Annotated in this window: 18 protein-coding genes; 13 read left to right on the top strand and 5 right to left on the bottom strand. The window is 42.9% G+C overall.

Going from position 1 to position 18,380, the window contains the following annotated elements:
* Window positions 1–43: 43 nt before the first annotated feature.
* Window positions 44–1,189, top strand: coding sequence for a bifunctional chorismate mutase/prephenate dehydrogenase (gene tyrA, locus C7Y69_RS03820; protein ID WP_126871872.1), 1,146 nt, complete (start codon window positions 44–46; stop codon window positions 1,187–1,189).
* 87 nt (window positions 1,190–1,276) lie between these two features.
* Here the strand turns inward: tyrA and pheA are convergent, their stop codons facing one another.
* From pheA to yciH, 3 genes are all read right to left on the bottom strand, one after another.
* Window positions 1,277–2,458 carry a prephenate dehydratase gene (gene pheA / locus C7Y69_RS03815; RefSeq protein WP_126871871.1) on the bottom strand — a complete coding sequence of 394 codons (1,182 nt, stop codon included), beginning with the start codon at window positions 2,456–2,458 and terminating at the stop codon, window positions 1,277–1,279.
* A 333-nt stretch (window positions 2,459–2,791) separates the two neighbouring features.
* Window positions 2,792–3,592, bottom strand: coding sequence for a response regulator (locus C7Y69_RS03810; protein WP_126871870.1), 801 nt, complete (start codon window positions 3,590–3,592; stop codon window positions 2,792–2,794).
* Window positions 3,593–3,634: 42 nt separating this feature from the next.
* Complete coding sequence (gene yciH, locus C7Y69_RS03805; protein ID WP_126871869.1) at window positions 3,635–3,967, bottom strand: stress response translation initiation inhibitor YciH; 333 nt, start codon at window positions 3,965–3,967, stop codon at window positions 3,635–3,637.
* A gap of 179 nt (window positions 3,968–4,146) precedes the next feature.
* Here yciH and C7Y69_RS03800 point away from each other — a divergent pair, with 179 nt between their 5' ends.
* The 8 genes from C7Y69_RS03800 (at window position 4,147) to C7Y69_RS03765 (ending at window position 12,978) form a co-directional block, all read left to right on the top strand.
* Entirely contained in the window at window positions 4,147–4,452 is a 306-nt protein-coding gene (locus C7Y69_RS03800; protein ID WP_126871868.1) for an STAS domain-containing protein, read from the top strand.
* A gap of 38 nt (window positions 4,453–4,490) precedes the next feature.
* Entirely contained in the window at window positions 4,491–6,143 is a 1,653-nt protein-coding gene (locus tag C7Y69_RS03795; RefSeq protein ID WP_126871867.1) for a fused response regulator/phosphatase, read from the top strand.
* A gap of 99 nt (window positions 6,144–6,242) precedes the next feature.
* A complete protein-coding gene (locus C7Y69_RS03790; RefSeq protein ID WP_126871866.1) occupies window positions 6,243–6,683 on the top strand; it encodes a TerB family tellurite resistance protein in 441 nt (146 codons plus the stop codon).
* A gap of 198 nt (window positions 6,684–6,881) precedes the next feature.
* A complete protein-coding gene (locus C7Y69_RS03785) occupies window positions 6,882–8,966 on the top strand; it encodes an EAL domain-containing protein (protein ID WP_126871865.1) in 2,085 nt (694 codons plus the stop codon).
* 300 nt (window positions 8,967–9,266) lie between these two features.
* On the top strand, window positions 9,267–9,548 hold the full coding sequence (locus C7Y69_RS03780; RefSeq protein WP_232043546.1) for an EF-hand domain-containing protein: 282 nt from the start codon (window positions 9,267–9,269) through the stop codon (window positions 9,546–9,548).
* Between the two features lie 103 nt (window positions 9,549–9,651).
* Window positions 9,652–11,049 carry a sensor histidine kinase gene (locus C7Y69_RS03775; RefSeq protein WP_126871864.1) on the top strand — a complete coding sequence of 466 codons (1,398 nt, stop codon included), beginning with the start codon at window positions 9,652–9,654 and terminating at the stop codon, window positions 11,047–11,049.
* A 1-nt stretch (window position 11,050) separates the two neighbouring features.
* Complete coding sequence (locus C7Y69_RS03770; protein WP_126871863.1) at window positions 11,051–11,635, top strand: hypothetical protein; 585 nt, start codon at window positions 11,051–11,053, stop codon at window positions 11,633–11,635.
* Between the two features lie 2 nt (window positions 11,636–11,637).
* Window positions 11,638–12,978 carry a sigma 54-interacting transcriptional regulator gene (locus C7Y69_RS03765; protein WP_057792972.1) on the top strand — a complete coding sequence of 447 codons (1,341 nt, stop codon included), beginning with the start codon at window positions 11,638–11,640 and terminating at the stop codon, window positions 12,976–12,978.
* A 107-nt stretch (window positions 12,979–13,085) separates the two neighbouring features.
* Here C7Y69_RS03765 and C7Y69_RS03760 read toward each other — a convergent pair whose 3' ends face one another.
* Both C7Y69_RS03760 and C7Y69_RS03755 read right to left on the bottom strand, forming a co-directional pair.
* Window positions 13,086–13,544 carry a GAF domain-containing protein gene (locus tag C7Y69_RS03760; protein WP_126871862.1) on the bottom strand — a complete coding sequence of 153 codons (459 nt, stop codon included), beginning with the start codon at window positions 13,542–13,544 and terminating at the stop codon, window positions 13,086–13,088.
* A 206-nt stretch (window positions 13,545–13,750) separates the two neighbouring features.
* Entirely contained in the window at window positions 13,751–14,698 is a 948-nt protein-coding gene (locus C7Y69_RS03755; protein WP_260563418.1) for a DUF72 domain-containing protein, read from the bottom strand.
* A gap of 162 nt (window positions 14,699–14,860) precedes the next feature.
* On the opposite strand from C7Y69_RS03755, the gene aspS reads away from it, so the two are divergent.
* The 4 genes from aspS to ruvA all read left to right on the top strand — a co-directional run bounded on the left by aspS (window position 14,861) and on the right by ruvA (window position 18,320).
* Window positions 14,861–16,621 carry an aspartate--tRNA ligase gene (aspS, locus tag C7Y69_RS03750; RefSeq protein ID WP_126871861.1) on the top strand — a complete coding sequence of 587 codons (1,761 nt, stop codon included), beginning with the start codon at window positions 14,861–14,863 and terminating at the stop codon, window positions 16,619–16,621.
* 3 nt (window positions 16,622–16,624) lie between these two features.
* Complete coding sequence (gene nudB, locus C7Y69_RS03745) at window positions 16,625–17,065, top strand: dihydroneopterin triphosphate diphosphatase (RefSeq protein WP_013784877.1); 441 nt, start codon at window positions 16,625–16,627, stop codon at window positions 17,063–17,065.
* Window positions 17,065–17,583, top strand: a complete 519-nt coding sequence (gene ruvC / locus C7Y69_RS03740; protein WP_013784876.1) for a crossover junction endodeoxyribonuclease RuvC — start codon at window positions 17,065–17,067, stop codon at window positions 17,581–17,583. Before nudB ends, ruvC begins: the two co-directional genes overlap by 1 nt.
* 116 nt (window positions 17,584–17,699) lie before the next feature.
* Complete coding sequence (gene ruvA, locus C7Y69_RS03735) at window positions 17,700–18,320, top strand: Holliday junction branch migration protein RuvA (RefSeq protein WP_013784875.1); 621 nt, start codon at window positions 17,700–17,702, stop codon at window positions 18,318–18,320.
* Window positions 18,321–18,380: the final 60 nt, after the last annotated feature.

Raw genomic sequence — 18,380 nt, 5'->3', positions numbered from 1 at the left:
TAGGTGAGGTAGTCAGTGCCATTTGATTTGAGGGACACACTGAATGGCCGATTTTTCGCAGCAATTAAACACGCTGCGTGAAGGAATTGACGAGCTGGATACCCAGCTCGTTGAACTTCTCGCAAAACGCAATGCACTTACTACACAAGTAGGTCAGGTAAAAGCCGAAGCTGGCATGCCTGTTTATGTACCTTCCAGAGAAAAAGAACTCATTGCTTCACGACGAGCGCAAGCTGAAGCGTTAGGCGTTTCCCCTGATCTTACTGAAGACCTGTTACGCCGCATCATGCGTGAATCTTATCATACGCAAAATAATCGATACCTTGGGGTAAATGCTGACGTTGGTACCATTGTGGTTATTGGTGGGGCGGGGGCACTGGGTAAAATATTCGTAAGCTTGTTCGAGCGAAGCGGCTATTCAGTCTCTGTCGTCGAGAGAGAAGACTGGGAGAATGGTCATGCTGAAAACGTGCTTTCAACCGCTGCATTAGTGGTAGTGGCTGTGCCTATTAACCTTACTGAACAGGTGATAGGTCAGCTCTCGATGTTGCCCGAAAGCTGTATTTTAGCTGATATTACGAGTATCAAGGTTAAGCCCATTGAGGCCATGATGGCAGTGCATAAGGGGCCCGTGGTTGGCTTACACCCTATGTTTGGACCCGATGCTCCAGGTATGATTAAACAGGTCGTGGTGGTGTGTGAGGGGCGCGAAAAAAGCGCTTATGGCTGGCTTATCGATCAAATGAAAATCTGGGGCGCCACTATTCACAACAGCACCGCCGAAGAGCATGATAAATCTATGGCTTATATTCAGGTAATGCGCCACTTCAATACCTTTGTGTATGGTGAGCATTTACGTGGAGAAGATCCTGATCTTGAATCCCTCACTATGTTTAGCTCACCTATCTATCGGTTAGAGTTAGCGATGGTTGGGCGGTTATTCGCGCAAGCCCCCGAATTGTACGCGGATATTATTTTTAATAATCCTGATAACTTCGCTTTGCTTCGACGATTCTATGACCGTTTCGGTCTAGCCTTAAACGTGTTGGAAAAGGGAGATAAAAAAGCGTTTATCAAACAGTTTCTAACTATAGGAAACTGGTTTGGCAGTTACGCAAAAAACTGTCTGGTTGATAGTAAACAATTGTTGTTAAAGGCCGATGATGGCCAGCTATTGCGTAAAAAATAATAAGGTATGTTTTCTTTAAACTAGCAACAAAAAACGGTACTTCGATGGCCATTAACCCCGCAGTACCGCTCGTATAGCTGGTTTATATTATTCCGCCAATGCACTTGCCGCAGCGACTTTGGTAGGGCTAATTTCTTCGCTAGGGTAACAACCAAGTATCTTCAAATAACGGGTTATACTGCGTAGCGATTCAATTGCTTTTTGCACTGGCCCATCTTCTACATTGCCTTTCACATCAATATAAAACATTTCTTCCCAGGGGTTACCAGGAATAGGACGAGACTCTAGTTTCGTCATATTAATATTGTTTTCACTTAGCACTAAAAGCGCTTCAACTAATGCGCCAGGCTTTTGAACCGTTGACATAACCAGTGTGGTTTTGGCCGGAACTTGAAGTGGCACGACTACCGCTTTACGAGCAACAACAATGAAACGACTGTGGTTTTCTTTTTGGTTGGCCAAGTTGCTTTTTATTGCAGTAAGACCGTAAAGGTTTCCACCAGCCTCACTGCCAATAGCCGCAATGTCATCTCGTTGTAACTCACTTACTGTCAACATGGCCGATGACGTACTGTCCATAGTTTTCACTTCAATATTGCCAAGCTCAGCTAAGAAGTGACTGCACTGCGTGAATACTTGTGGATGCGCGTACACGGTTTTTATTTTATCTACGGTAGTGTCTGCGCCAACAAGCAAGGTGTGACGAATAGGGTGAGTAAGTTCGCCTATAATGCTCAAGTGAGTATGTTGAAGTTGGTCATAAACTTCATTAATACTGCCTGAAGTTGTGTTTTCAATAGGTAGAACCGCATAGTCGGCTTCTGCATTCTCTACTTTCTGAATAATTTCACTAAAGCTCTGACAACCTATCTCCAGTAATTCTCCAGGACGTCTAGAAAAGTATTTCTGGGTAGCAAGATACGAGTAAGAGCCTTTGTCGCCCAAGAAAGCCACGCGATTAAGAGGAAGCGTACTGCCAGGGTTGGCACGTTCAGCAAGCATTGCTTGCTGATTTAATACTGAGTCTTCAATGATGACGTGAAATATTTGGGTAACGTAGTGAGGGTCAAGGCCAGCGTCCTTACCTTCTTTAATCAGGCGAACAAGGAGTTGCTCTTCACGCTTCTGATCCCGAACTGGAATATGGTGCTTAATTTTAGTTTCAGCAACCTCGTTGGTGAGCACACGGCGCTCAGCCAATAAGGTTAGAAGTTCACTATCTAATGATGTTATGCGCTCTCTTACAGCATCTAAGGCGTTGTCAGACATAGTTTTCCACTTATCGTATTAGCTAAAAAAAAACCTCCCTTGAGGGAGGTTTTTATGCATGTAGCTGCGCCTCCCTATTTAAAGAGCATAAACGCAAAAAAGATAGCCACTGCATGTATATTATTCTGTTTCATACGATTGACTTTATGCGTACAGCGTTTCAGTGTCAACCTGTTTTTACATTGGTTTTGATTTTTATTGGGGGGAGGGCTTGATAGATACTAGTAGAAGGGGTAGGGCGAATAACGAATTTGCCTTAAAGCAGTAAACCGACGCTATGGTGTCGGTTTTCTGCTTTAATCAATATGGGGAGATTATTTGCAATTCGTAATGTTAGTTACCCAATAAGGCCGCTAGCATTTGACGAACTTCCGTAGGTTCGAATGGCTTATCACATAGCGCATTCACACCGGTCTGTTGAATATTGGACATATGGGCACTATCGGCTGCTTCAGACGTTACCATGATGATAGGAATATGCGTGGTTTCAGGGTTGAAACGGATGAACTCAGAGAGTTCTCGGCCATCCATTTCTGGCATATTGTAATCGGTAACCACTAAATCGAAGGCTTCATCTTTAATAAACGTGAGTGCCATTGCACCGTTTTCAGCTTCTTTTATGCGCTGTAGGCCCATACCTTCAAGTACACGGCGAATGTGGTTGCGCGCTAATTTACTGTCGTCAACAAGCAGCACCCTAACATCGTGAATATCGAATAGCTCTAGTTCAAGTTCGTCGTGATTGATTAAATCAAGGCTAGCGTTTAGAGCACGAGACAAATGAAGGGGCTCGAAAGGTTTAGGAAGAATGGCTGCAACACCTGCTTGTTTAAACTCTTCCAGTTTACTTAATCTGTTCTCACTTGATACCAGCATGAATGGAATAGATTTAAATTCGTCACTTTCTTTAATGAACTTGAGTAAATCTAATGCTGTGCCGTCTTCGAAATACATCGCGCTAACAATCAGGTCTGCACCGTGCGCTTTAACCGCTGACATAGCCTCAGAAAGGGTACTAACAGGATCAATTTCCCTTACCTTTTCTTTCAACAATAGGGTAGTAATAATCTTCCTCTGTGTATCAGAGGGTTCAACTAATATGATGTGTAAATCAGAAATTGACAGCTTTTCCATTCCGTTCTCTTTTTGGTATTTTAAGGAAAGTAGGAGGGTGAATTAACCCCCAGCAATTTTAGCGCTAAAGCCCTTATCTTGCAGCAAAGCTTTTAGCTTCTCACGGTCATCCGTTTGAACTTCAATTTGTCCATCTTTAACCGCGCCACCACAGCCGCACTTCTTTTTTAATTCAGTGCCTAGCTTTTTTAGCGCATCGGGGGCTAAATCGAGCCCTTTTATTATAGACACGCCTTTTCCTTTGCGGCCTTTTGTTTCTCTATGTATGCGAACAATACCATCGTCGGAAGTGGAACGCTTTGCTTCTTTAGGCGAAGGTTTAACTTTACCTTTATCGGTACTGTACACCAGCAGTGCATCTTGCCAATCTTGCATTTTATCCTCTGATTACTTTTCCTGTACGTTAAAAGCGCCATATTTAGGCTTATCTACAATTGTAGCATGGCAGGCTGAAATATCTGCGCTAGAATAAATTCAGTAAAGCCTAATTACACGCTGTGTTTTTCTCTGGAGAACAAAGTAAACAGTGTAGTCCACGTAGAAGGAGTCGTTAAATGAATGTCTCAATGGATAAAGTTAATCAACAACAGACTTTAATAATAGAAATGGGCGAAAAGTTTGACTTTAGTAAAGTGGAAGCCTTTCGCTCAGCCTATCAAGATTTAGACTCTGACGTGAAACACATCACCGTAGACTTGGCTAAAACAGAATATATGGATAGTTCAGCCTTAGGTATGTTGCTAAATATGCAAAAAGTATTATCACAACGAACGCTTACATTCAGTATTGAAAATAGCCGACCACCCGTTGAGCGAATACTAAAAATATCGCGTTTTGACAAAAAATTTATTATTCGTTGAGACGTAGCGGTAAGTAAGCCACAGGGCGCTAACATTAAATGAAAATTCTTATCGTTGATGACGAACCAATAAATCGCACCATGTTAGTTAGCATGTTAAGCGAGGCGGGGTTTACTGATTGTGTTGAAGCTGCATGCGGTGAAGACGCGCTAGCGATAGTTGAACAAGCGATACCCGATTTAGTGTTACTTGATGTAATCATGCCGGGTATGAGTGGTTTCGAAGTTGCACCACAAATTAGAACCTTAGCTGGCGGCCGATACTTACCTATTTTATTCATCACCGCGCTGGATGACAAAGAAAGTCTGGTTAAGTGTTTAGAGGTAGGAGGGAATGACTTTGCGACCAAACCTTTCGACAAACATATTCTCACCGCTAAAATTCGTGCTCACGAAAAAATTCGTAACCTAAGCGCGCATATCGAACAGCAAAATGAAGAGCTTAGATTTTATCAGCAACGGGTAGCAAGAGAGCATGCCATTGTTGAGCATATTTTCAGTCATGCCATTGTTAATAAAAGCCACATTCTTAAATATTTTGATCACGCATTAACGCCAGCTGAAACATTTAATGGGGATGTATTTGTGTGTGAGGCTAGCCCAAGTGGCGGCCTGTACTTTTTAGTGGGAGATTTTACTGGGCACGGGCTTGCTTCAGCCATAGGTGCATTGCCGGTAACGCGCGCATTTCAAGAGATGTCTTTAAAAGGGTTATCGGTAAATGAAATGGCGACAGAGTTTAATAAAATACTTCTGCGATTTTTACCCAGCGATATGTTTATGGCGGCGGTTATCGGCGAGGTTGGCTCTGATGGTTCTCGTATTACCCTTTGGCAAGGTGGCATGCCGCAGATGCTGGTGGTGTCAGACAAAAGGAAATTTATTAAAACTATTTCTTCTCCACATATGGCGCTAGGTATTCTTGAGCAGCACGAGTTTGACAGTGAATGCGAAATTTTTGAGATGTTGGCGAATGACAAGTTAATTATCTATTCCGATGGGTTAACAGAAGCGGTTGATGTACAAGGAAATATGCTAACCGAAGAGGGGATAAAGCAATGGTGTGCTGAGGTCAAGGATATTACCGCCGAAGGAATTTTCGATCACGCTAAAGCATTTTCGGCTACGCCTACTTTTGACGACGATGTGTCTATCGTTGTTTTTAAAAGTCAGGCTTTAGAAGGGATTAAGCCTTATAAAGCTACCGATGATATCCCATTGAATATCACCATCACCTTAAGTGCTAAACATTTAAAGCAGCCTGACATTCAAACTCGCATGCTCCATCAAACCTCTCAGTGTAGTGGAATTGAACATGTTCGCTCAGTGCTTTTTACCGTGGTTTCCGAAATGTTTAGCAACGCCTTAGAGCACGGGATTTTGAACATGGATTCACGTTTAAAGCACTCTCCAGAAGGCTTTCAACTATATTATGAGCAGCGAGAAAGGCTGCTTAGTGCCCTAGATAAAGGGACGATTATTATTAATATTGAGTCGGATCCTGCAAAAGAAATTGTCTTCCTTTCTATAGAGGATAGTGGAAATGGTTTTGAGTGGGAGCAACAAGCCAGCCCCGAAAGTAATGACTCATTCGGAAGAGGACTAGGCCTCATTAGAGCGCTAAGTAGTAAAGTGTGGTTTGAAAAAGGCGGGAGAAAAATAAACTGTTTGCTCAATACAGTCGTTGAATAACTACCACTAAACTAAAAATGCCAACGATTTGCCGTATATCCCCACTTCGAAACGGTGGATGTGTTATGCAATAGCTTCGTTGTTTATTTGGAGCGTCTAATGCTTAAATCTTTGTTACAGCTTTTCGAAACGAAAGAGTCAGAAGAGCAACAGAAACATACAGTCGAACTTGCCACTGCTGCTTTGTTAAGTGAAATAATAAGGGCAGATGATAATGTTACAGACAGCGAGCTCAATGCTTACAAGACGCATTTATATAAGCAGTTTGAGCTTTCTGACGAAGCGCTAAAATTACTTATGGAAGAAGGGCGTTCATCAGCAGAAGAAGCCGTCGATTTAATCCAATTTACCAAAATAATTAATCAAACTTGTGATCCAGACCAAAAGCGGGACATTCTTGAAGGCTTATGGGCTATTGCTTATGCGGATAACCAACTTGCTCCTATTGAAGAGCATACAATCCGGCGTATATCAGATTTGTTGCATGTGCCGCATTCCCATTTTATTAAAGCTAAATTGCGTGTTTCGCCAGAAAATTAAAGCAATACTTAACACACCCACATGCTATTAATTTTGAAAAAAAAGTGCTTGTTACACAGGTAATTAGTAAATAATAATGCTATAAATAAATCATGAATTTCCATGGTCTCATACACACTTGAGATTGTGATGACTACGTAAGATTTATTTGAAACATGATTGCAATCTATTACGCGGGTGGTGTTAGAGGAAGTGGGTGTGTTTAAGTCTATAAAAGCCCCAATTAGTATAGTCGTTACCTTGTCTATGTCTGTTATGGCTGCCGCGGTGTTGTGGTTTGCAGTATTAGAACATAAAGCGCTTTATCTCAAGTTGGCACATTCTCATACTGTTTCTCTTGCAAATGGTGTGGTGAAAAACGTAGCGCCAGCTATGTTATTAAATACACAAAAAGCCCCATCTATTTCGAATGTTTTGATCCTATTGAAGGAGCATGAACATGTTATTTCAGCAAGAATCTATGACAGTAACTTTACCCTTTTATTAGAAGAAGAAGGCCCATCTGCTGATAGGTTAAATGAGCCCTTTTTCAATACGCTCGACCCATTTGTTCTAAGCGAAGGCGTATCCTCGGAAAATGACGTTATTATAGCGCGAAGGGCTATAGGTTCTTCGCAAAAGCCAGACGGCTTCTTGATACTCTTCGTGGATGCTAAGGCACCTCTCACCGGTAGTGTTAAAAGTTTATTGCTGAATGTCGTTCCTCTTATCTTCGTGCTTTGGGTAATAAGCATTATTGGCACATTGTTTTTTATTAGTCGTGTATTTCGCCCTTTAAGTGAGTTGAGTTTTTTCACCAAACAAGTCACCGATACAAAGGATTATGCGTTACGGCAAAACCTTACTTCGAGAGATGAAATTGGGGAGTTAGGAGAAAACATCAACCTCCTGTTAGAAATGATAGAGGTTGAACTACTCATTAATCATGAACAAAATCAAACGTTGGTCGACCAACAGGAAACCATGATTCGCTTGGCGAACTATGACAGCCTGACCGGGTTACCTAATAGGCAATTTGTGCTTGATAATTTGCGTTTAGAGTTGGCTCGAGCTCGAAGAAATGATGATGATCTAGCGCTTCTGTTTTTCGATTTAGATGGGTTTAAAGGAATAAATGATTCACTCGGTCATGAGACCGGTGACCTAATATTGATAGAAGTGGCAGATAGGGTGAGCGCACTGTTGCGGGAAGGGGATTTAGTCGCCCGTTTAGGGGGAGATGAATTTTTAGTACTACCCGACAGGGAAACGCGAGATACCACTCTTGAAAATATGGCCATTCGATTAATTGATGCCTTTACCAGTCCTTTTGAATTACGAGGATTATCATTGTCTGTCGGCGTTAGTGTGGGCGTAGCGCGAGCCATAGACGCCGACTACGATTTAAGCGAATTAATGAGCAACGCAGACCTTGCCATGTACCGCTCTAAAGCTAAAGGGCGTGGCAGCTTTACCATATTTACACCTGATATGGTGGAATCACATAAGCGTAAATTCCATTTAGCTAATGCCATAGAGCAAGGGCTAAAGAATGATGAGTTTATGGTGTACTACCAAGTTAAAGTCGATCAAAAAGGGAAGGTTATCGGCTTAGAGGGGCTTCTTAGATGGCAACACCCCGAATATGGCTTGGTCAGCCCGAATGAATTTATACCCATCGCGGAACAAGGCGGCAAGATATCTGCCATTACGCGCTGGGTCATTGAAAAAGTCTGTATTGATCTGCCCAAATTAAGAGAATGGCTTCCCCATCGTTTTCGCGTGTCAGTGAATCTATCAGGGCACGATCTTCGTGATAGCAACCTGTTTGATAATATCTATGAGATTTTTACGCGCTACGATGTAAACCCTGAATATGTAGAATTCGAGGTAACCGAGTCTGCTTACTTAGAGAACTTTGCGTCTTCAAATAAATTCTTTAAGCGCATGAGCAACATGGGATGCGCCATTGCCCTTGACGACTTCGGTACGGGTTATTCTTCACTAAGTTATTTGACCCAAATAAGTATCGATACCCTAAAAATTGATAAGCAATTTGTACATGAGTTAGAAACATCAGACAGAAGCCGTTTGGTAACGGGCGCTATTATCGATTTGGCCAAACGTCTTTCACTGTCTGTATGTGCTGAAGGTATTGAGAATGAAACACAGTGGCATTATTTGATTGATCACGGTTGTGACTACATTCAAGGATTTATGTTTAGCAAACCTATTCCTATGGATGAGCTTGTTCAATCACCTAAACAATTTTACATCGGTAATACAGACAATAGTGAAGCCTAGGTAGGCATTCAATGCCAATGCATTTCTTTTTTTAAGGGAGTTAAATAGGCTATTCTAACAGGCTGTTTTTGCAACCTATTTGACGCTTTATTGGGTTGTTGGATACATTTACAGGAGTTTGTGTAACTGTGTCTGTTTCTAGATACATCGAACAGGAGACTAGTCAGTTTATTTTCTGTAAGTGTATGATATATAGTTTAATTGTATTTTTGGCTCAATTTTAGCTTATCTAATCAGAGTTAACAGCGTTATCGAAGTTAGTTTAAGGGAATTATAAACAAGCAGTAATGCGGAGGATTCATGATGAAACGACTAGAGAAGGTTTTTCTGATTTTAATGACTATCACGGCGATACAGACTATTTCGGTAGTTGAAGCGCATGCGTCACCTGCGAAAACGTTAATGCAGCAGCTAGATACTAATAAAGACGGTTTGATATCACTAAAAGAAGCGGTTCGTCACACCGAACTATTGCGTAATTTCGGGTTAATTGACGACAATGAAGATGGCAAATTAACCGAAGACGAATTAGCAAAAAGTAAACTGACACCGGGAAATGCAAAATCTGCCGTTAGTAAATAGCGGCAGTCAGCGAGCAAAATAAATAAAAGCCTAGCAGATGCGCCTGCCGGTACTTGTTTGAAGGAATACCACTCTGATTGAGAAATTTTCATTTGGTGAACGGCTGGTTCAGCTAGGCTCATTACGTCAACTAACGCTAGGTAGCTTCGTGCTGGCGTTAATTCCATTAATTGCGCTGTTGTGGCAAAGTCAAAGTGACTTAGCTAAAGTGGGGCAAATGACCACGCTGGAAACCCGGTATGTGGTTGATGTTGTGGGCGATATGCAGCGCCTGGATGGTGCTGTTGTTGATTTAGAGCGAAGTATTCGCCAATACGCCGTTATTCGCACCGAAAAAGTTGCCACCTTATCCGATAATGCACTCGATCAATTTGCCGTGGCTGCTGATAATCTTTGCCAAGCCTTATCTGTTCAGAGAACCTGCGAGAGGTTGTCAGAACAATTAGGCGACCTTTCTGATTACCGCATAATTGAAGATCAACTCCTACTTAATGCGTATCTAGCTAACGTCTCACGAAGTGTTTCACAACTTCGAGGCGACGTGGAACTTGCTATTTCCGAACGGGTCAAAGTGCAGCAAGATGACTTAAACGCGATGCAAGCAAAGCAGGCGTGGTCTACGGCGATGTTGGTAAGTGTTTCTTTGCTGCTTATCCTATTAGGAAGCCAACTGATTGTTAATCCAGTCAATAAACTAAAGCAAATAATACGCATAGTGGCTCATCAACAAGGTGATCTTCCCCCTTTGTCTCGCCAAGCTCCGCGAGAGTTAATAGATGTGGAGAAAGATCTGCATTGGCTGTACGATCGCCTTGGTCAATTGGAACATATACGCACAGCATTGTTGCGGCATGCTGCTCACGAGTTGAAAACACCGTTAGCCAGCATTAAAGAAGGATGTAGTTTATTATCGGAAAATGTTGTGGGCGATTTAAATGATCCTCAACGTGAAATATTGTCGCTTCTTAGCGCAAGTACGCAAAGATTGAACACACTAATCGAAAAATTACTCGATTATAATTTGTTATTACAGCAAGCTCAGCCCGACATTGTTAAAACTGATGCGAAGAAGTTGGTTGATGCATGTTTGGGTGATTACGCACTGGCGTTACAAGAACGTGAAGTGACGGTATCGGTAGAAAGCAGTCATATTTGGACTGACGAAGAGTTATTCCGACGAATACTCGACAATTTGGTGTCTAACGCAGTAGCTCATGGTGCTGTAGGGCGACCCATCAATGTACATATATATTTAGATAATAACTTTGCTATATTGGACGTTGCAAATCGGGGCAAGCGGATTGCCAAAGAGTCGGTTGCAACACTGTTTGAACCTTTCACCCGTGGCGCAGAGCCGAGAAATGACAACGTTATAGGCACAGGATTAGGTTTATCGATTGTTGCGGATTGTGCGCGACTGATGCATGGCGACGTGCAAGTTGTCGATGTTGATTATGCTGATGTGTGCTTTAGGGTGACGATTCCTCAACAGGAAAAATAAAATGAGAATAAGTTGTATGATACTGGCCCTGACGATGATGTCGGGTTGCAGTGTGTTGTCTAAGCAGCCAATCGAACAGAAAATTGAAGTTTCTCCACCCCAGATCGTTGAAGTGGCTGTAGATGACGATATTTGCCTGTTCACTTCAGAACCTGAAAATTTTGATTACAATTGCGACATGGCTTACTGGTTGGAAGTTTGGCTTGAAGCTGATGCTACGCCTTGGATTGAACGCAAAGCGCAATTGACAGCGCTTGGTCAATCGAAAAAAGACAAAATTCACGCTTACCTTTTATCCTTATCCAGCGATACCCCGTATCAAGACAGGCTACGAGCCCAACTTTCTATAGATGATTTAATGCCTGAATTTACCGACGCTGCCGCGTTGGTTATTGACGTTGTGGTAAGTAACCCAAACAAACAATTAATGGAACTTGAGTCTGCGTTGAGTGTATTAAGCAAAGAAAACACCCTTCGAGGTCAAGAATTACAAAAGCTGTATGCTGAGCTTAAAGCTCAGCAGAAAAAACTAGAAGAACTACTCCAAATTGAAGCAACACTTATGGATAAAAACAGGAACAACTAACAATGAATGAAAGTAGCAAGAACAAACCCCATTTATTGTTGGTTGATGATGATAAAAGTTTACTTCGCCTTTTAACCATTCGTTTAGAAGGTGAAGGTTATCAAGTTACTGCGGTTGAAGATGGTAATGCGGCGTTAAGAAAGCTTCAAAATGATGCTTTTGACGTGGTTCTCAGTGATTTGCGCATGCCTGGCCTTGACGGGTTAAGTTTATTTGAAGAAATCATGGGTATTCGAAAAGATATTCCCGTTATTTTAATGACCGCCCACGGTACTATTTCGGACGCGGTTGCGGCTACTCAGCGTGGCGTATTTGGTTTTCTTCCAAAGCCTGTTGATCATGATGAACTTCGTACCTTGTTACAAAAAGCATTAAGTCAGTCACAAGCGGCTCAGCCCGGTGAATGGGCGAAAAGTATTGTTACTCGCTCTCAAGATATGCTTAATGTACTTGATCAAGCGTACCGGATTGCACAACGAGAAGTCAGTGTACTCATTAGCGGAGCAAGTGGTACAGGTAAAGAATTACTTGCCAATGCCATGCATCAGGCAAGCGACCGACGTGACAAGCCGTTTGTTGCCATTAACTGTGGCGCACTGCCAGAAAACTTACTTGAATCAGAGTTATTCGGACACGCTAAAGGTGCTTTTACTGGTGCGGTAGCTGCTCACCCAGGTTTATTTCGAGAAGCCGATGGCGGTACTTTATTTTTAGATGAAATTGGTGATATGCCAATGACACTACAAGTAAAACTATTACGTGCATTACAAGAGCGTCAAATTAGGCCTGTAGGCAGCAGTAAGCATGTAGATATCGATGTTCGTATTATCTCGGCAACGCATAAAGATTTGCTCAAAGAAATGGAAGAGGGCACTTTCAGGGAAGACTTATATTACCGTTTAAATGTGGTGAACTTAAAGCTTCCATCGTTGAAAGCGCGTAGCGAAGATATTCCATTACTCGCTCGTTCATTGTTACAGCAAAGTGCTCAGCGTCATGGTGTGAACGTGAGCCAGTTTTCAGACGATGCAATGCAGTTGTTAGTGAAATCATCTTGGCCAGGAAACGTGCGTCAATTGGTGAACGTGGTAGAGCAATGTGTTGCGTTAACACAAACTCCAGTAGTGCCTCTGCATCTTGTAGAGCAAGCACTATCAGCCACTAAGCAAAGTTGGCCAACGCTGACCGAAGCCCGCGATGCCTTCGAACAACAGTACTTGAACAAGCTTTTGAAAATGACGGATGGAAACGTGACCCGTGCAGCTGAGCTAGCCGGTCGTAACCGAACCGATATGCATAAGTTAATGAAGAAGCATGACTTAGATGCAGGAGACTTTCGCTAGTACGATCTGCACTGGAAGTATCTTTGAAGCGTAAAAGCTGCCACCCAATGTGGCAGCTTTTTCATTTAGATTAGTGGGCTTTTATAGCCTTGTCAGCGATTGTTAATCTACCATTGATTCTCATTAATGATGGTTTCCGCTTTCTTGGCCATCTCTTTTAACATAAGAATTTCTTCAGCAGAAAACTCTCTCGGTTCATCATGAATAACACATAAGGTGCCAAGCTCGTACCCATCGGTTGAACGAAGAATAGCGCCTGCATAAGAGCGAATGTAAGGCTCACCTTTAACCAAGGGGCCGCCTGCAAAACGGCTGTCTTTTGTTGCGTCGGTCACAATCAAATATTCTTCTTCCGCTATCGCGTAAGTGCAAAATGAAATATTGCGCGGTGTTTCTGACACATCTAAACACTGGCGAGACTTAAACCATTGTCTGTCTTCGGCAATTAAGCTCACCAAACAAATTTTGCATTTAAAATATTCTTGGGTTGCTTTGGTAACGGCATCTAGCTGTGCGTCGGGTTTGGTGTCTAGAATATTTAAATTTTCTAGGGCTTTTAATCGCAAGGTTTCGCGATCAAGCGTTGATTATTCCATTAATTATTTCACTTAAATAAAAAGTTACTATTGAGACTGTCTCAATAACTTTCATCTTATAGTAAGGTAAGAATAAGCACTAGTTAATATTCTTAATTTATAGTGCACGGCTTTGCTATTTTAAAGAGGTAAAACAGCAGCATTTTTAAAGAAATTTATGTGCATCAGAATGCATGCTAAAACAAGGCGTTTTGGCTCGGCTGTTGTTTAATGGCAAGGTTAGGAATTGCCGTATCACCATGCTTTTGGTTGTACAAATCAATAAACTGCTGCGCCAACCACGGGGCATCTTTGTTATCGGGTCGATGACAAAAGAAATACGGGCTTTTTCCTTCTAGCCGCCATTGATGAATTTTATTTACCCAAGGCGTTAAGCACGCAATATTATCTTCGTCTGTATCATTTCCTACAAAACGAACGACGGGGTTATTCGCGGTGGCAATCACATTCACCGGCACTCTAGGTTTTTTATGTCGTACCTCACTTAATAGCGCACTGTTGCTCGCCCTTGTATTAGCCCCTGTATCTAGCCTTGAAACAGGGCCGGTAAACAAGGCGCGAGTATCCATAATAATACGGTTAGCGTTGTGCTCAATTAACAGTTGATTCAATTTCTTTTCTTCATCGCCCTTACCAAAAAAAGCCAAATGCCTGACTTCAACCGCAACGGTAATGTGGCGTGGTAAATGGTGTAAAAACGCAGCCAGCCTTTCTAGTTTTTCAGGGCCAAAGCTTGCAGGAAGTTGCAGCAGCATCACACCGAGTTTGTGCTTGAGTGGCGCAAGAATTTGTAATTGCTCATTTACTTCATCTTCACAGTGCAATAATTGATGAACGTGGGTAATTTGTTGGTTAAATTTGAAGGTAAACGAAAAATCGCTTCCTACTGATTGCTCCCAGCGTGCTACCGCATCAGAATGGGGGAGAGAATAAAAGGTCGTATTTCCCTCAACCGTATTACACTCATTAGCGTAATGAACCAGTTGATTGTCACTTTTCGGGTAATTAGCAAACCAAGTTTTAGGCCAATGACTATGCTGCCACTGCGGCAAGCCAATAAATACCTTGGGTAGCGCCGAAGAAGTTGATAATTTAGTTACTGCAGGATTGTTTGTATTTGTCATTGGGCTTTACTGCGCATTTGTTTATACTATGCGACCTTAATTTAACACATAGTGCATGATGGCAAGGGGCGCGATCGCCTCATTGTAGAGTAATGGCAAGCAGGTTCAAGGGTTTGCCTTCCATCGTGTAACGCAAGATAAGAATATCAGGGGTCAACGACCATGCGCACAGATTACTGTGGGAACATCGATTCATCATACATTGGGCAAGAAATCACCCTATGTGGTTGGGTAAACAAACGCCGTGATTTAGGTGGCGTTATCTTCATCGACTTACGAGACCGCGAAGGTATCGTTCAAGTGGTATTCGACCCTGATTTACCAGAGGTATTAAGCATAGCGAATAAACTTCGCGGTGAATTCTGCGTGAAACTTACTGGTAAAGTTCGTGCTCGCCCAGAAGGTCAAATTAATAAAGATATGCGTACCGGTGAAATCGAGATTTTGGGCACTGGCCTAGAAATCATCAATCGTTCTGATGCGCTACCACTTGATTGGAACCAAGAGAACTCTGAAGAGCAGCGTTTACGCTACCGCTACCTTGATTTACGTCGCCCTGTTATGAGCCAGCGCTTGCAGTTTCGCGCTAAGGTAACTGGGGCAGTACGTCGTTTCTTAGAAGGCGAAGGCTTTCTAGATATTGAAACCCCTATTTTGACCAAAGCGACACCTGAAGGTGCTCGTGATTATTTAGTACCTAGCCGTACGCATAAAGGCGAGTTCTTTGCACTGCCGCAATCGCCACAATTGTTTAAGCAATTGCTGATGATGTCTGGCATGGACAGATACTATCAAATCGTAAAATGCTTCCGTGACGAAGATTTACGTGCCGATCGCCAACCAGAATTTACTCAAATCGATATCGAAACTACGTTTCTAGATGCCGATGGCGTAATGGCGATTACTGAAAGCATGATCCGAGATTTATTCAGCACTATGCTGAACGTAGATTTAGGTGACTTCCCACACATGACCTACGCCGAAGCAATGAAGCGTTTTGGTAGCGATAAGCCTGATTTACGTAATCCACTAGAGCTTACCGATATTGCTGACTTACTTGAAACTGTTGAGTTTAAAGTATTCAGTGGCCCAGCTAACGATCCTAAAGGTCGTGTTGCTGCTATTCGCGTACCTGGCGGTGCGAGCATGTCTCGTAAGCAAATTGACGAGTACACTAAATTTGTTGGCATATATGGCGCGAAGGGCTTAGCCTGGATGAAAGTGAACGAAATGGCACCTGGCCAAGAAGGTTTACAATCACCTATTCTTAAATTCTTAAGCGAAGATATTACCGACGGTATTTTGCAGCGCACTGGCGCTCAAGCTGGCGACATCTTGTTATTCGGTGCCGACACTAACACAGTAGTTACCGAAGCCATGGGCGCACTTCGCCTTAAGCTAGGTGAAGACTTTGAACTCTTAGAAGGTGAGTGGAAGCCGTTGTGGGTTGTCGACTTCCCTATGTTTGAAGAATTCGATGGACAGCTTCATGCTATACACCATCCGTTTACTGCACCTCGCGGCTTAACCGCAGAAGAGCTTAAAGCAAACCCGGTTGGCGCATTGTCTGATGCCTACGATATGGTATTAAATGGTTGCGAGCTTGGTGGTGGTTCAGTACGTATTCACAACGAAGAAATGCAATCTGCCGTGTTTGAGATTTTGGGTATTGAAGAAGAAGAAGCGAAGAATAAATTTGGCTTCTTACTTGATGCGTTACGCTTTGGTGCGCCGCCTCACGCAGGTCTAGCGTTCGGTTTAGACCGCCTTGTTATGCTTATGACAGGTGCTAGTTCTATTCGAGATGTAATGGCATTCCCTAAAACCACGACAGCGGCATGCCCATTAACGTCTGCGCCAAGCCCAGCGAATCCACAGCAGTTGGAAGAGTTGGCGATTGCAACGGTAAAAAAGCCGTCGTAAACGATGGCTTATAAAAAGCCCGAGTCGGTCCTTGTGGTGTTGTACGATCAGCACCATAAGGTACTTTTGCTACAGCGCAATGACGACCCTGAATTTTGGCAGTCGGTTACCGGCGCAATGGAAGATGGCGAGCTCCCTATTGAAACCGCATACCGAGAAGTAGCGGAAGAAACAGGGATTGACGCCAAACAACTGTCTATAGAAATGTTTAACCACAATAGACAAAACCAATACGAAATTCGCAGCCGCTGGTTGCATCGATATCCCCCCGGAACACGGTTTAACACCGAACACGTTTTTTCTCTTCAAGTAGACAGTACCTTGCCGTTGGTGCTTACTGAACATTTGCAGTATGAGTGGGTAGATAAAGCACAAGCATTAGCGCGACTTTGGTCGCCTTCAAACAAAGAGGCGGTATCAATGTTTGTACCAAACGTACCTTAATGGTTATACTGGGTATAGATCCAGGTTCTAGGGTTACAGGCTACGGCGTTATTGAGCGTAAGCAGGGTAAACTTGTGTATGTGGCGAGCGGTTGTATTCGCGTTGGAACGGCAGATTTGCCGTCGAGACTAGCCAATATTTATACCGGCATTAGCGATATTATTCGCCAGTACAACCCTGCGCAATTTGCTATCGAGCAAGTGTTTATGGCAAAAAATCCCGACTCTGCATTGAAGTTAGGGCAAGCCCGTGGTGCCGCTATTGTGGCAGCCACTCAAGGTGAACTGCCAGTAGCAGAATATTCGGCAAGGCAAATTAAACAAGCGGTAGTCGGTAAGGGTAGTGCAGATAAAACCCAAGTGCAGCACATGGTGAAGCATTTATTGAGTTTAAGCGGTACACCGCAAGCTGATGCTGCTGATGCGCTTGCTGTGGCGCTATGTCATGCCCATACCGAGCAAAGCCTTATTAATATGGCAGGGCAAGCACGTAAAACCGTGCGAGGCCGTTTACGCTAATTGCTTTGCTCGCCTATAAAAAGCGTGCATTTTTGTAATCACTTTTTGTAAACAATAGAACCTTCCTATTCGTTTTATTTCCCTACATTGGGAAAATACCAGGTAAGAGAGCAGTCATGATTGGACGTATTCGCGGTACATTAGCCGAAAAGCAGCCCCCAGAAATATTGGTAGATGCAAATGGGGTAGGTTATGAAATTCATATGCCAATGACCAGCTTCTATCAATTGCCAGCCGTGGGTGAAGAAGTCGTTGTGTATACCCATTTCGTGGTGCGAGAAGACGCGCAATTATTATTTGGTTTTGCTGATAAAATGGAGCGAGGATTATTCCGAGAGCTAATTAAAGCAAACGGTGTAGGCCCTAAATTAGGCTTAACCATATTATCGGGTATGTCCGCAGGCCAATTTTTGTCAGCGGTTCAAAATGCAGATGTTTCGGCACTAGTAAGTTTACCGGGTATTGGTAAGAAAACCGCTGAAAGGTTAGTGGTTGAGTTAAAAGATAGGTTAGCGAAGTTTGGCAAAGTGCAAAGTATTGCTATTCCACCGCCAAGTGGTGATTTACTTAATACCAATACGTTAGTAGAAGTAAACGATACGAGAGAAGATGCCCAGAGCGCGCTAGTGGCACTAGGCTATAAGCCTGCGCAGGCCAGTAAACTTATCGATAGCGTGTATAAAGAGGGCATGGAAAGCGAGTCGCTTATACGTGAAGCCTTAAAAGCCGCTATTTGAACCTAGTTACGCAAGGCCAGAATAAACTAAGGCTAAAAATGAGCCAAAGCTCAATATGCC

The organism is Alteromonas sp. KS69, assembly GCF_003989595.1.
In the GTDB taxonomy this organism is placed as follows: Bacteria; Pseudomonadota; Gammaproteobacteria; order Enterobacterales; family Alteromonadaceae; genus Alteromonas; species Alteromonas naphthalenivorans.
This window is presented reverse-complemented; position numbering and strand designations above follow the sequence as displayed.